Raw genomic sequence first — 15,237 nt, 5'->3', positions numbered from 1 at the left:
GGAGAAAAGGGCGACCACATGGGGTCGCCCGTACGGGATGGGATATGGATAAAGCAATAAATGAAACGGATATTAAACGTGCACATCCAGCCCCAGGACACTGCCCGTCCAGCTGCGGATCTGCTGCACCATGACCGCGTCATCCTTAATGGATTTGCCGTAGGTCGGAATCAACTCCTGTAGTTTCTGTTGCCAAGCCGCCGACCGGAGCTGTTCCGGAAAGCAGCGTTCCAGCAGGGTGAGCATGATGGAAACAGCGGTAGACGCGCCAGGCGATGCCCCTAAAAGCGCGGCAATACTGCCATCGGCAGCACTGACGATTTCCGTACCGAATTCCAGAACACCGCCTTCTTCCTCGTCTTTTTTAATAACCTGCACCCGCTGTCCGGCAACTTCCAGTTCCCAGTCTTCCATCTTTGCATTCGGGAAGTACTCGCGCAGGGCAGTCAACCGGTCTTCCGGCGATTGTAACACCTGCTGGATGAGGTACCGTGTCAGGGGAATATTGTGCAGACCAGCCATCAGCATCGGGGCGATGTTGCTCATCTGTACCGATTTCGGCAGGTCTAAATATGAACCGTTTTTAAGGAATTTCGTTGAGAATCCGGCGTAGGGGCCAAACAGCAGTTCTTTCTGTCCGTCGATCATCCGCGTATCAAGGTGTGGAACCGACATAGGCGGTGCACCGACGGATGCCTTGCCATATACCTTCGCCTGATGTTGTTCGATGACCTCGCGGTTGGTGCATTTCAGCCACTGGCCGCTGACCGGGAAACCACCGTAGCCACGGCTTTCCGGGATGTCTGATTTCTCCAGTAAGCGGAGCGAACCACCGCCTGCGCCGATAAACACAAAATCGGACTGGACATCCCGCGTTTTACCCCCGTTCAGATTCTCCAGCCGGATTTTCCAGCCGCCGAGCGATTTTGACCGCCAGATATCACGGACTTCATAACCGAAATGGATAGTCACCCCGTCCATAGCGGCAAGTTTATCGAACATGAAGCGGGTAAGCGCCCCGAAATTAACGTCCGTACCAATATCCATGCGGTTAGCAGCAACTTTCTGTCCGGGTTCGCGGCCCTCCATCACGAGCGGAATCCATTCACGGATTACCTCCGGATCTTCGGAGTATGCCATGTCGGCAAAAAGGGGTGAAGCCTTCATAGCTTCGTACCGCTTGCGGAGGTAACTGACATTGTCGTCGCCCCAGACAAAACTCATGTGCGGAATCGGCCGGATAAACTGAGGCGCGTCTTCGAGGAAATGGCGCTGTACGAGCGAAGCCCAGAACTGCCGCGACACTTCAAACGATTCGGCAATTTTAACGGCTTTGGAGATGTCGATGGTGCCGTCGGGTTTCTCCGGCGTATAATTGAGCTCACAGAAGGCTGCGTGTCCGGTACCGGCGTTATTCCAGGCGTCTGAACTTTCGGCAGCAGCCTGATCAAGCCGCTCAAAAATGTCAATGGTAATATCAGGTTGTAGCTCTTTTAACAGGACGCCGAGGGTGGCGCTCATGATACCTGCGCCGATCAGGATGACGTCAGGACCTTTTTGTCCAGTTTTTTCGTGTTTTGGCATAATTTATCAGGAGAGACTTACTCCTAAAAGGTACACAGTATAAACAACCACAGAATATTGGAATAAGTTTAGTCTGAATACGTCTCTCCTGATGATACACCTTACCGGCATTGGACTTTTGCGAGTTCCTGCGCCATCGGATCACCGGCCGTTATACCGCGTTTCCACTGTTCGCAGGCCTTATTCCGGTCGTTTTTCAGTAACCACGCTTTCCCGGAATAACCATATAAATTGTCAACCGACGGATCGAGTCTTCCGGCTTCCGTTAATGACGCAATTGCCTGGTCAGGCTGTTGTTGACGGAGGTAATAAATACCCAGATTCCGGTGGGCCCAGGCATTTGCAGGGTCTTTTCGCAGGGCTTCCTGAATGACGGGTAACGCTTCCCCGTCCCGGTTCAGCATCAGCAGGCAGTAGCCTTTGTTGTTCAGGTAATATGGTTGGCCTGTCCGGATGGCCAGCGCCTGATCAACCAGCAGGAGCGCCTGCTGATACTGTCCGCTGTTTGCCAGCAGCAAGGCCTTATTGTTAAGAGCTTCGGGCTGTTCAGGATTCAGCGTAAGTGCCCTGTCAAGGTCCTGTCCGGCCTGTTCATAAGCTTTTTGCTGGTAAAAGAGGGCCCCCCGGTTGGTAAGCGCTTCAACATTGCCGGCATCGAGCCGGATAGCCTTATCATAGGCAGCCTGTGCCTGCCCCGGCTTTTTGAGCTGCATATACGCATCACCCAGCCGTGTCTGGTAAAAGGTTGAATCGGTATATGTTTTTTCAATGCGCTCGAGATCGGATAGTCCACGCAACGCGTGGTTTGATTCAAGCCAGATATCAGCACGGTTAAGGTATGCTTCCGCAAAATCGGGATCGGCATCTATGGCTTTGTCATAATCGGCCAGTGCGCCGTCGCGGTCACCGTTCCGGTATCTGGCGAGGCCCCGGTTGTTGTACGCATCGGCAAAGTCTGCTTTTTTATCAATGGCTTCGGTATAATACCGGATGGCTTCGCGGAATTCGCGTTTCTGGAGCTGAACATTACCGCGGAGAAAAAACTGTGCCGCTTCTTCCTGATCACTGTTACCACAGGAGACAGAACCGGTGAGAGCCGGAAGGCAGCATGCATAGAGGGCAAGCCGGCGTATGATCCGGTTAGGGATTGTGCGTTGTATAAACGATTTTTGCAGGCGTAACTGATTCATAAAACGTATCAGGTTATAGTATAAACCGTATCGTGCCACAGAAGACCTGCGTGTAACACACTGTTTACTGTGGCTGTCAGTATATTGTTAATACAAAGATGCAGTACGAATCCTGATTAAACGATGAGATATATCAAAGACATTCCCGATCCGCGGTTTAAAGTTGGTTTATATGCCTGGAACAATAAATACATTGTCAGGATTGAAGCCGGTATGCTTGAGCAAACCTATAAGATTTCTGAAATGGATATTACGGAGCCGGATGACGTGCCGGCCATGCTGGATCAGTCTTTTCTGGATCAGGTTGCTGCCCAGTTCGATACCATGCAGGCAGCCTGGAGCGCCGCTGCTGAACGGCAGGGGATTTTTTAACGGGTTGGCGGGGCGGCCGGTTACGGAGTTGCCGGTTGCAGCACGGGAACAGTAGCGCTGACACTGCATCCTGAAACCGGTACTGCCAACCGGCAACCCCGTACAAAAACTATAAGACTAAAAACTGCGCCAGGTAATTTCGTGCGGTGAGGATGGCAGTCTGTATATCTTCCGGACTACCTTCATAGGCCTTATCTTCTACTTCAATACATACCGGTCCCCGATACCGGACATCAGTCAGGGCCGCAAAGAACCTGCCCCAGCGGACATCACCAAGGCCGGGTAACTTCGGGGAGTGATACTCGAGCGGATTCGCCATAATTCCCACACGGTCCAGCTTGTCCTTATACAGTTTAACGTCCTTAAGGTGGATGTGATGCAGGCGGTCCTTGTAGGCGTAGATTGGGTTGATTTCATCCATCATCTGCCAGATCATGTGGGAGGGGTCGTAGTTCAGACCCAAAACAGGGGAGGGAATAATCCGGAAGAGTTCGTCCCAGATCGCCGGCGTGGTTGCCAGATTCTTACCCCCCGGCCACTCATCATTGGTAAACCACATCGGACAGTTTTCGATTCCGATCTTTACATTATAGAGTTCAGCTTCACGGACAATGGCCGGCCAGTGTGCTGCAACCAGCTTCAGGTTGTCGGAAACGGACAGGGAGGGGTTACGCCCGATAAAGGTATTTACCACCGGAATATCCAGTGCAGCGGCCGTCCGGATGATTTTCCGGATGTGTTCGCGGTAGAATGCTGCTTTTTCCGGATCAGGATCCAGCGGATTAGGGTAATAGCCGAGTCCGGAGATGGTTACCGGCTGTGCGGCAAGGGTTTGTTTAAGCTGAGCGATATCGACAGTATCAACATCAATATGGGTTACGCCGGCATAGCGGCGTGTATCCGCATTGGATGCGGGCCAGCACATGACTTCCACGCACGAAAAGCGGTGTTCTGCCGCAAAGCGGAGGACATAATCCAGATCGTGGTCGGCCAGAATTGCGCTGACAAAGCCAAGGTTTAACATAAAGTGAAGCGTTTTTGGGTCGTATTGTAAACAGCGATCATTGCGGACAAAAGTACGACATGCCGGCGGATTACTGTTGCCGGCCGGTAAAACACAGGCGCATAGCAATACGTTACAATTTGTCAGAAAAATCTGACAAAGCAACGGTTATCCGGAATACTCGTTTGATTGCACTATTCTGATGGAACCAAATTCGCCTGAACTGTGACATCGCGGCCTGAAAGGCATCTGTCAACTAGTCGTCAGGGGGGCGATAGAAAAAAGATCGGATCACCATGAGCCTGTAAAGGGCTGTTAAATGGCTATTTGCGCGATTATTTCCTGTTTTGCCAAAAAATGAGTATATTTGTCTAAAGCGCCGTACCCTTCCGGTAGAGCGCGTATTATTGTATAATTTCGAGAATCTCCCCGCCGTTCCCGTTTGGGTATGAACGGACCGGCGTCCGGAGATAGTTCCTGTTTTATGGCAGAAGAAACCACAGGTATTGATTCCACCGGTCAGGATGCGACCGGACCGGGCAACATTATTCCCATTAACATCGAAGACGAAATGAGGGGTGCCTACATTGATTATTCAATGTCGGTTATCATTTCGCGTGCGCTTCCCGATGTGCGGGACGGGCTTAAGCCGGTACACCGCCGGGTACTCTTCGGAATGGCTGAACTGGGGGTCAATTATAATAAACCCCATAAAAAATCAGCCCGTATCGTAGGGGAGGTGCTGGGTAAGTACCACCCCCACGGTGACTCCTCGGTTTATGATACCATGGTACGGATGGCCCAGGACTGGTCATTACGGTATCCGCTGGTTGACGGACAGGGTAACTTCGGGTCAATTGACGGTGATTCGCCGGCGGCGATGCGGTATACCGAGGCACGGTTACGCCGGATTGCGGAGGAACTGCTGGGCGATATCTACAAGGAGACGGTTGATTTCCAGCCAAACTTTGATGACTCGCTGGAGGAGCCGTCGGTGATGCCGGCCAAACTGCCGAACCTGTTGCTGAACGGATCATCGGGGATTGCCGTAGGCATGGCTACCAACATGGCGCCGCACAACCTGACAGAGGTGGTGAACGGCATCATTGCCTTTCTCGACGATCCGGAGATTACGGTTGAGGGCTTGATGGAGCACGTGATTGCGCCGGACTTTCCGACCGGTGCAACGATCTACGGGATGGAAGGGGTGAAATCCGCATTCCGGACCGGCCGCGGGCGGGTTGTTCTGCGGGCCAACGCTACCATTGAAGAGAATAAGGGCAAAACCCAGATCATTGTGACGGACATTCCGTACATGGTCAACAAGGCCGTTATGCTCGAAAAAACGGCAGATCTCATTAATGAGAAGAAGATTGAAGGCATCACCGCCTTCCGGGATGAATCTGACCGCGACGGTCTTCGGATTGTGTATGACCTGCGGCGGGATGTTATTCCGAACGTTGTCTTAAACAACCTCTATAAACATACATCGCTGCAGTCCTCATTCGGGATCAATAACGTGGCGCTGGTCAAAGGCCGGCCCATGTTGCTGAACCTGCGGGATATGATCCGGTATTATGTTGATCACCGCTTCGAGGTGATTACCCGCCGGACGCAGTATGAACTCCGGGAAGCCGAGAAACGGGCGCATATTTTACAGGGCCTGCTGATTGCGCTCGACCACATTGACGAGGTAATTGCGCTGATTCGCGGGGCTAAGGATCCGGATCAGGCCAAGTCGGGTCTGATTGAGCGATTCGGTCTCAGTGAGGTACAGGCCAAGGCGATTCTGGACATGCGTCTGCAACGGCTGACGGGTCTGGAGCGGGATAAAATCCAGCAGGAGTATGATGAGCTGATGGCGCTGATTACAGACCTGAAGGATATTCTGGCGAATGATACCCGCAAGCGGCAGATTATTAAAGACGAATTGCTGGAAGTAAAAGCCCGCTACGGGGACCAGCGCCGGACGGCAATCAATGCCCTGGGCGACGGTAATATCAGTGATCTGTCCCTGATTGCCGACGAAGAGATGGTCATTACCATTTCACACGAAGGCTATGTCAAACGTACCCCGCTGACGGAATACAAAACCCAGGGACGGGGAGGGGTCGGCTCCCGTGCCGCCGCCACGAAAGACGATGACTTTACGGAGCATTTGTTTACGGCAACCATGCATAACTACCTGCTGATCTTTACCGAGCGCGGGCGGTTATACTGGAAGCGGGTGCACGAACTGCCGGAAGGCAGCCGGATTTCGAAAGGCCGGCCGGTGCAGAACCTGATCAACATCGAAGCCGATGACAAGGTACGTACGGTCATTAACGTGAAAAACCTGGACGATCCGGACTACATCAACAACAATTATCTGGTGATGTGTACCGAGCATGGAACGATTAAAAAGACCATGCTGGAGGCATTCTCCCGTCCGCGTCAGAGTGGTATTATTGCCATTACGATTGAAGAAGGAGATCAGCTGCTGAGCGTGTGTCTGACCAACGGTGATAACGATATTGTGGTGGCGTCGAGTTCGGGCAAGGCGGCGCGGTTCCACGAAAGCCGTGTGCGGCCGATGGGCCGTACGGCAGCGGGTGTGAAAGCGATTACTCTGGACGAAGAGAATCCGGATGACCGTGTTATCGGCATGGTCTGTATTGTGTCAACGGATGCGCAGTTGCTGGTTGTTTCAGAGAAAGGCTACGGAAAGCGGTCGGAGGTAGACGAATACCGGGTGACTAACCGTGGTGCCAAGGGGGTAGGTACCCTCAAGGTAACGGAAAAAGTCGGCCGTCTGGTGGCTATTCTGGATGTGACGGACAACGATGACCTGATGATTATTAACCGGTCCGGGATTGCGATCCGGATGGCGGTGAGCGAAATCCGGGTGGCCGGCCGAAATACGCAGGGGGTGAAGCTGATCCGTCTGAATGAAGGCGATGAAATTTCATCGGTAACAAAGATAAAGCAGGAGGAAGGCGAAGATTCTGAACCTCAGCCGGCTACAGACGAATAAAAAAGCAGGGGGGTGGGGAATTAAACCTCATCCCCTTTGTACAATCTAAAGCATAAAGATAACTTTTTGCATCTTTGTGCAGAAACGTTTTTAATTTAGCAATACCTATCAACCAATTACAACCCAGTACAATGAAAAAAGTCGTAGTTGCAACGGCGCTCAGCCTGACCTCGCTGGTGGCCGCAGCCCAGACCAGCGCCATTCTTAACTTTCAGAATGGGACGCTTGACAAAGCGAAAACAGAAATTGATAAGGCGGTGACCGATGCCAAACTGTCGGCGAAAGCGAAGACATGGTATACCAAAGGTCAGATTTACGAAGCGATTGCTATCGATCAGACCGGCGTATATGCCAAGCTGGACTCGAGTGCGGCACTGGCGGCCTATGAAGCGTATAAAAAAGCGCTGGAAGTAGAGCCGAACGGCGGTAAGATGAATAAAGAGATTACGGAGGCATTGGCCGGCCAGAAGCTGTATCAGGCATTAATGGGACAAGGTGCAGCCAAGTATCAGAATAAAAACTTTAAGGATGCCATCAAAATGATGTCGCTGGCAGGAGAGGTGATGCCGAAAGACACCCTGTCGCCATTATATACCGGTATTTCGGCCCAGCAGGCGCAGGATGCGACACTGGCAAAGTCACAGTTTGAAAAGTATATGACAAACGGTGGTAAGGATGCGAGTGTGATTTATTCCCTGGCAACCCTGTACCGGAATGATAAGGAAATCGATAAGGCACTGGCCACGATTGACAAAGGGTTGCAGGTGCTGCCGACGAATAAGGATCTGGCGGCTGAGAAAGTAAATATCATGCTGTCATCAGGCCGGATGGAAGAAGCGATTGCGGGAATGAAGCAATTGATCGAGAAAGATCCGACCAATGCTACAAATGCCCTGAACTTAGGTATCGTCTATACGCAGGGAGCTGATAAGCTGGGTGACGAACTAAAGAAACTGAACGACGATGCAAAGCGTGGCGGTGATCTGAAGAAGAAGGTGACAGCCGAAAAAGACGCTTTAGATGCGATTAACGGAGAGATTGCCCGGTTGAGTGCTGCGATCAAGAAAAACCCGAAGGCAGCTGATTTAAAGCGCCAGTTAGCGGATGTACAGAAGCGTCAGGGCGAAGCGGCTGCGAATGTGAAGCAGGCAGAAGAAGCGCTGAAAGCTGAAGAAGCAAAAGGTATCAATCCGGCCGCTAATGACCAGAAAATTGCTGAGACGCGTAAGAAGATGGAAGATCAGCGTAACATGGCAAAGGAATACTACGCAAAAGCGCTGTCAATCGATCCGAATAATTACGATGCCAACTTTAACATGGGCGTTGCTTTCTTTAACGAAGCGGCTGAACTGAACCGTCAGTTGAGCAACATGGATGTTAAGGAATATCAGGCAAAAGGTAAAGAGGTCGAAGGCCGTGTTTGTGGTAAATTCAAAAAAGCGTTACCATACTTCGAAAAGGCAAAAGCAGTAAAAGATGATACTGAAGTGCAGGAAGTACTGACATCGCTGCAGAATAACCTGAAGCAGATGGAAGAGAAGAAAGTAGTCTGCGTAGAATAAATGTAGGGGCGATCCCACGTGGTCGCCCTTTTAAAAGAACAATCTAGTTAACATAATATAAATTATAAAACAATTGGTATGGGTCTGTTAAAATAGATTAGTTTATATATATGTAAAAGGCAAATGTGTTATGTTGAAATACTACCACTCGGGATGTGTTAAGTGGAGAACATAAACATAATCGTATCGATCTTGCATAAAGTGATGGATTGATGGAAAGACCCAGGGATGTGGTTCGCAAAAAGTTTGATAGTATTTATAATTGTAAACGTACTGTGAATCGAAACTAATCCGAATTTCTGCTTCAAACAAAAAACTAAAACAGCGTCGAATGATAAATCAATACCAGTGATCAGAAACCGGTAATAGTTGTGACTCCATATTGACCGCAGAAACAGTTCAGCTTAAGCGTCACAAATTGTTGTCTGAATAGTTTTGCGGGTGAACGGTCCTTCCCTAACTGATTGCCGGAAATCAGATATTTTAGTATTGTACAAAACTTTCTTGATCACCCCCAATGCCTGTGAGGTGATTAATCTTTCCTGAACTGAATGCGACAAATTGTTAACAGGTATAGCGTTGATGTAGTTAACCGGGGAGTTTTTTAGCGCTTATAGTCTGGATTAGTCAGCATAACTTATACTTTACAGAAAGGTCAATTCACGTGAAACGTTAAAGTATTGCTTTACAGGATGTTACAAAAAAGGGCCAAAACATTGCGTTTTGGCCCTTTTTTGTATAAAGTCTATTTAGCCTATTAGGCCTATTATACAGATATATAATATAAAAAAGCGACGTTCCGTCGCGATAACATCCGTTATCCCTTACATCGGCGAGTATTCCTTGAACGTGCCGTCAGAGTAAAAAATAAGAATGCGCTCAACCGTTTTATTAATGTTTTTTTCTGGTTCAGGCAGTAGTTCATCAGCCGGATAAGCAGATGGCATTGGCGGAATTTCGGCGCGTTGAGAGCGTATCCCTGTGTTGTTATAGCCTGAACTCTGGTAATTTCCTCCACCCTGATTTGGGATCGCAATTGCCCGTTGTTGCTCTGTAAACCGATTTGGATTCCGGAACGTGGGCGTTGTTGGTACAGGTTCTTCTTCCAGAATCCAGTCGAATCCCAGGTCAGGAAACCGGCGGATTATTTTTTGAATGATGTCAAAACTCGGGCGGTTCCGACCAGACAGGATATGTGAAATACTGGATCGCTGTACACCAATTTCATCTGCGAAATGCGATGGTGACAGGTTTTTTTCAATCAATATCTGTTTAATCTTATCGTTGATGTTCATTGTCAATTGCAAGTTATACGCAAATATAATCACAAATATCAATTTACAGTAAATATATGCTAGTTACAATTGTTTTTTGTATATAAAAAAAATCTCACAATTTGTAAATTATACAATTGTGAGATTTATAAGTGTGATTTAATATTGTGTATTGTTAATTATCAAACCGATACATTATTTTCACGCAGTGCGTCATTCAGTGATGTCTTTAAATCGGTAGATGCTTTACGCTTCCCGATTATTAACGCGCACGGGACATCAAATGTCCCTGCTGGAAACTTTTTAGGATAGCTACCGGGAATCACGACCGCATCTTCAGGCACAAATCCTTTATATTCCACCGGTTGTTCACCGGTTACATCAATTATTTTTGATGAGCCGGTAATGGTAACGCCAGCACCAAGTACGGCGCGTTTACTAATTCTGGCTCCTTCAACAACGATACAGCGGGAACCAATGAAAGCACCGTCTTCTATAATAACAGGAGCTGCCTGTGGTGGTTCCAGCACTCCTCCGATTCCTACTCCCCCACTTAAGTGAACATCCTTCCCGATCTGTGCGCAGCTTCCGACAGTTGCCCATGTATCAACCATTGTACGTTCATCTACATAAGCGCCTATGTTAACATATGATGGCATTAGTATTACACCTGCAGCCTGATATGAGCCATAACGGGCAACCGCTGGCGGTACAGCACGGACGTTTGCGGCAGCAAAGTTAGATTTCAGCGGGATTTTGTCATGGAACGTAAAAATGCCAACTTCCTGTACACTCATTTTCTGGCTCACGAAATAAAGCAGTATGGCTTTTTTTACCCATTCATTTACCAGCCAGTCCCCTGTTTGCTGACCGGAGGGCTGTGCCACCCTCAGTGTACCTTTATCTAATTGGTCAATAACACTCAGAATGTTTTCTTTGGCAGATGGGTCCTGTAGTAACTCACGATTACTCCAGATTTGTTCAATAGATTCCTGAAGAGACATTGCAGATTAAAGTTGTAATTTAATATGTACTATGTAAACTGCTTATAAGCAGTCATATAAGCGTAGTTGCCAAATATTATTTTGGGCTTTATTTTGACGTAATAGCCGATTGATAAATTCATACTCAGCCCTACAAATGTAGGTCTTTGTTGTTAAAAATTTATTTTTATCTGTCAAAATCTCTATTCTCCTGTATAGGCTCTTACCGGTGATTGCCTGGTATATATTTTGACTCTAATCTTCAGTATGTAAAGAGTCTTACTTTCATGATTTATGGGAATGGATATTGATTCAAGAGTCTTATATTGTAACAAGCAATATACCATCTCAAACGCTTACATGTCTAAAGTCTATCTTTTAGTCAATCAGGGCGCTTTCAAAAGCGGACAAACAACAGGGGCTGTATCGGATCGGCCGATTGAGTGGATTTTCCCCTGCTGCTGACTAAACAGGTCTTCAAAGTCGGAGACTCTGAGCAAGGGGTGCTCAATCTGGTAACAAACGACTTGACGGCCGATACGGTCAGCATATAAGGTCAAACACAGTGTATGCCTGCTCTTCGGCTCACACAGTACGCCCGCAGATTTATCTATGTTGGCCTTCGTTAGGTTGGAAGTTCTGCGGTTGTCAAAAAATAATTTCTATTGACTAATGCTGCGTAACATCAGTTAGTAACAAAATACAGCATGCAACTTTTTGTAGTTTATTAAACCCTTCCGGAAGATTATCCCCACCCCCTATACACATATACAATTAAAATAAATTCTGAGATACTATAAACTGTTTATGTGTTGAAGAAAACCTTAGGATATTGTTATTTCTACTAACCTAAATAATTGTGTTAAAAAAGTAGAATAGATTCCTGCCACTATTTCCAATAGATATAAAACTAGCATTAGCAAATAGTAAAAAGCGACTATTTAGCAATACTTTTATTTAGTAAATACTAGTAGAACGCTAATTTATTAGTAATAAGTATAGTATTTAGCTAAATTTATACTATTAAAACCTAAATTGTCTTAATTGGATACTAATCGGATGCTAACGTGTTTATAGTGTACTAATATGATCCAAACCAATTATAGATTCCAGATTGAATTGGTTTGTGTATCTCCAAAATGACAAGAAAAGCCTTCATTTATTCGAAAAGGCATATATTTGAGCCGAAAATCAAACAATTAGTCAATTCAATGGGAAAAATTCGCGTAGCCATCAACGGTTTTGGTCGAATTGGACGGTTATCCTTCCGCAGACTGTTAGAAAAAGAGAATGTCGAAGTAGTTGGTATCAACGATTTGACAGACAATGCTACACTTGCGCACCTGCTGAAATACGATTCAGTACACGGCAAATTCAACGGAACTGTTACTTCTGACAGCGAAAGCCTCACTGTAAATGGTGTCCGGATCAATGCTTATGCAGAACGTGATCCAAAGCAGCTTCCTTGGAAAGAACTTAACGTAGATGTTGTTCTGGAATCAACAGGCCGCTTCGTTGACGAAGCCGGTGCTGGTCAACACCTGACAGCCGGTGCTAAAAAAGTAGTAATCTCTGCCCCTGCTAAAGGAAATATCCCTACAGTAGTATTAGGTGTAAATGAAGACACACTTACAGGTGACGAAACAATTGTTTCGAATGCTTCATGCACAACCAACTGTCTGGCCCCGATGGCCAAAGTGCTTGATGATGTTTTCGGTATCGAAAAAGGATACATGACAACCATCCACGCCTACACAGCGGATCAGAATCTGCAGGATGCGCCTCACTCCGATCTTCGCCGTGCCCGCGCAGCCGCCCTGTCAATTGTTCCTACATCTACAGGAGCCGCAAAAGCAGTTGGTCTGGTACTGCCGCAGCTGAAAGGTAAACTTGACGGAAACGCCATGCGCGTGCCGACGCCGGACGGATCACTTACGGACCTGACTGTAATACTGAAAAAAGAAGCTTCGGCTCAGGAAATTAATGATGCGCTGAAACAGGCATCGGAAACGTACCTGAAGGGTATTCTTGAATTCTGCACAGACGAAATCGTTTCTGCCGATATCGTTGGGAATCCTCACTCATGTATTTTCGATTCGAAGCTGACAACAGTTAACGGAAATCTGGCGAAAGTTGTAGGCTGGTACGATAACGAATTCGGTTATTCAAGCCGCGTGGCAGACTTAATTGAGCGCTTAATTAACTAAATTAAACGCTCAATCCGGGAATGCCTTTAAAAGGGTGTAAGCTTAATTGCTTGCACCCTTTTTACATTGTAAATAATTAATTAAAAATCCCTTCTCTGTGAATATACCTTCGTATTTCGTTTTAATGCCCAGATGAATCAGATTCATGGGCGATGTATACAGGTCTTTCGTCCATACCAGATCCGTAAAACCATGCTGTGGAAGGGTTTCCAGTGAGTAATCGAAGAACGGCAGATTATCCGTTTTTAAATGTAGTGTTCCGCCGGGCTTCAGAATCTGTTTATAGCGGTCAAGAAACCGCGGATGAGTCAACCGGTGCTTTTCCTGCTTATCTCTCGGCTGCGGGTCCGGAAACGTTATCCAGACCTCGTCTACCTCTAGGTCTTCAAAAAACTCCGTCAGGTATTGAATATCGGTTCGCAGAAAGGCAACGTTTTGCAGACCAAGATCTGAAGCCGCCCGGGATCCTCTGGCAATACGGTCTCCTTTTATATCAACCCCAATAAAATTTTTCTCCGGAAATGCCTGACCGAGCCCTACAGTGTACTCTCCTTTACCGCAGGCAAGCTCCAGTACAATCGAATTTACATTTCTAAAGTAATTCTCTCTCCATTTACCCTTGATAGTTTTGTAAACTTCCTTTCCAGCCTCAATTACATTTGTACTTAAGGCATTTTGCCTGAATCGCTCTAATTTTCGTCTAGTCACAATTATAAACAGTTTAACTCTGACACAATGTAATTACTTCCTACTGTGACAATTACATCATTTACATCTGTATTACCAATCGCTTCACTGATTGCCTCGTTGACATCAGTGAACACGCTTCCGTTGAGTCCAAATAGGGAGGCTTCCTTTTGTAAATCGGTTGATTTTAGTGAACGGGGACTATCCGCTTCACAAAAATAATAACGGGCCGTTCGAGGCAGCTCAGCCAGCATAGCCCCTGGATCCTTATCGGCAACCATCCCGAAAACGATATGCAGTTCCCGCTTCGGAATTGAATCCAGCGCGTTAAAAAAGGCCCGCAGCCCCGGCTTGTTATGCGCCGTATCAATGACTATCGTTGGTGATTGCTGAATAATCTGGAAACGTCCCTTCAATCCGGTACGCGGCACAACCGACGATAAGGCATCCGTAATCGCCGCCTCTCCTACCGGAAACTGATCCTGCAGTATGTCCGTAGCCAGTAACACGGCCGGAAGATTCAGTGCCTGATAATCGCCGGCCAGATCCAACTCCAGCTTTCTGGTTAATCCTGTTTTACGGGCTTCTGCAGCCACCTGTAGCCGACCGTTCAGATGACCTTCCACCGTTACGGAATAGTACTGGCCGGCGCTGAATAACGGAGCATCTTTCAGGGCGGCAGTCTGCGCAAAAACCGGTTCGGTTTCGGGCAGCAATTCACCAATAATTACCGGAATTTCCGGCTTGATTATACCTGCTTTTTCCGCCGCAATTTTGTCAAGTGTATCGCCCAGAATATCGGTATGATCAAACCCGATATTGGTAATAACCGATAATTGCGGAATAATAATATTGGTGGAATCCAGCCGGCCGCCAAGCCCTACTTCGATGATGGCAATGTCAACGGCATTCTGCGCAAAACAACCGAACGCCATAGCGACGGTTACCTCAAAAAAAGAAGGGGAAATCGCCTCGATTAATGCTTTATTCGTCTCCACAAAATCCGCCACTTCCTGCTCCGGAATTGGCTGGCCGTTGATACGGATTCGCTCGGTGAATGATTTTAAATGCGGCGAGGTATAAAGCCCTACCCGGTAACCGGCAGCCTGATAGATGGACGCGAGCATATGGGAGGTACTCCCCTTTCCATTGGTTCCGGCGACATGAATGCTTTTAAACTTCAGATGCGGATTACCGAGCGCTTCACACAGCCGCTCCGTATTCTGCAGACCGGGCTTAAAGGCTTTCGGCCCGATCCGGTGAAAGACGGGCAGCCGGCTGTACAGATAGTCGATTGCTTCCTGATACTGCATAAAAAGAAAAATGGCCGGCGCGTAGCCATGAAACCCTCAGAAAGGGCCC

The 15,237-nt window shown here is 47.7% G+C and carries 11 protein-coding genes; 4 read left to right on the top strand and 7 right to left on the bottom strand.

Going from position 1 to position 15,237, the window contains the following annotated elements; all coding sequences use genetic code 11:
- Window positions 1-72: 72 nt before the first annotated feature.
- Together AC23NW_RS10015 and AC23NW_RS10010 are read right to left on the bottom strand one after the other, a co-directional pair.
- Window positions 73-1,584, bottom strand: coding sequence for a malate:quinone oxidoreductase (locus tag AC23NW_RS10015; RefSeq protein ID WP_487449223.1), 1,512 nt, complete (start codon window positions 1,582-1,584; stop codon window positions 73-75).
- Between the two features lie 101 nt (window positions 1,585-1,685).
- Entirely contained in the window at window positions 1,686-2,774 is a 1,089-nt protein-coding gene (locus AC23NW_RS10010; RefSeq protein ID WP_487449222.1) for a tetratricopeptide repeat protein, read from the bottom strand.
- A 123-nt stretch (window positions 2,775-2,897) separates the two neighbouring features.
- Here AC23NW_RS10010 and AC23NW_RS10005 point away from each other — a divergent pair, with 123 nt between their 5' ends.
- Window positions 2,898-3,146 carry a hypothetical protein gene (locus AC23NW_RS10005; RefSeq protein WP_293841891.1) on the top strand — a complete coding sequence of 83 codons (249 nt, stop codon included), beginning with the start codon at window positions 2,898-2,900 and terminating at the stop codon, window positions 3,144-3,146.
- A gap of 109 nt (window positions 3,147-3,255) precedes the next feature.
- On the opposite strand, the gene AC23NW_RS10000 is transcribed toward AC23NW_RS10005, so the two are convergent.
- A complete protein-coding gene (locus AC23NW_RS10000) occupies window positions 3,256-4,170 on the bottom strand; it encodes a sugar phosphate isomerase/epimerase family protein (RefSeq protein ID WP_487449220.1) in 915 nt (304 codons plus the stop codon).
- Between the two features lie 463 nt (window positions 4,171-4,633).
- Here AC23NW_RS10000 and gyrA point away from each other — a divergent pair, with 463 nt between their 5' ends.
- Window positions 4,634-7,162, top strand: coding sequence for a DNA gyrase subunit A (gene gyrA / locus AC23NW_RS09995; protein WP_487449219.1), 2,529 nt, complete (start codon window positions 4,634-4,636; stop codon window positions 7,160-7,162).
- 131 nt (window positions 7,163-7,293) lie between these two features.
- Entirely contained in the window at window positions 7,294-8,724 is a 1,431-nt protein-coding gene (locus AC23NW_RS09990; RefSeq protein ID WP_487449218.1) for a tetratricopeptide repeat protein, read from the top strand.
- Window positions 8,725-9,548: 824 nt separating this feature from the next.
- On the opposite strand, the gene AC23NW_RS09985 is transcribed toward AC23NW_RS09990, so the two are convergent.
- Together AC23NW_RS09985 and AC23NW_RS09980 are read right to left on the bottom strand one after the other, a co-directional pair.
- Window positions 9,549-10,019 (bottom strand): helix-turn-helix transcriptional regulator, encoded by a 471-nt coding sequence (locus AC23NW_RS09985; protein WP_293841879.1) that lies wholly within the window; start codon window positions 10,017-10,019, stop codon window positions 9,549-9,551.
- A gap of 161 nt (window positions 10,020-10,180) precedes the next feature.
- Window positions 10,181-11,002: a 2,3,4,5-tetrahydropyridine-2,6-dicarboxylate N-succinyltransferase gene (locus tag AC23NW_RS09980; protein WP_293841876.1), complete on the bottom strand. Its 822-nt coding sequence runs from the start codon at window positions 11,000-11,002 to the stop codon at window positions 10,181-10,183.
- Window positions 11,003-12,192: 1,190 nt separating this feature from the next.
- On the opposite strand from AC23NW_RS09980, the gene gap reads away from it, so the two are divergent.
- Window positions 12,193-13,188 carry a type I glyceraldehyde-3-phosphate dehydrogenase gene (gene gap, locus AC23NW_RS09975; RefSeq protein WP_293841903.1) on the top strand — a complete coding sequence of 332 codons (996 nt, stop codon included), beginning with the start codon at window positions 12,193-12,195 and terminating at the stop codon, window positions 13,186-13,188.
- Between the two features lie 42 nt (window positions 13,189-13,230).
- On the opposite strand, the gene trmB is transcribed toward gap, so the two are convergent.
- Window positions 13,231-13,896, bottom strand: a complete 666-nt coding sequence (gene trmB, locus AC23NW_RS09970) for a tRNA (guanosine(46)-N7)-methyltransferase TrmB (protein ID WP_487449216.1) — start codon at window positions 13,894-13,896, stop codon at window positions 13,231-13,233.
- 2 nt (window positions 13,897-13,898) lie between these two features.
- Window positions 13,899-15,188 carry a bifunctional folylpolyglutamate synthase/dihydrofolate synthase gene (locus AC23NW_RS09965; protein ID WP_487449215.1) on the bottom strand — a complete coding sequence of 430 codons (1,290 nt, stop codon included), beginning with the start codon at window positions 15,186-15,188 and terminating at the stop codon, window positions 13,899-13,901.
- Window positions 15,189-15,237 lie beyond the last annotated feature (49 nt).

The sequence above is a fragment of the Arsenicibacter sp. R0_47 genome, assembly GCF_057652235.1.
This window is presented reverse-complemented; position numbering and strand designations above follow the sequence as displayed.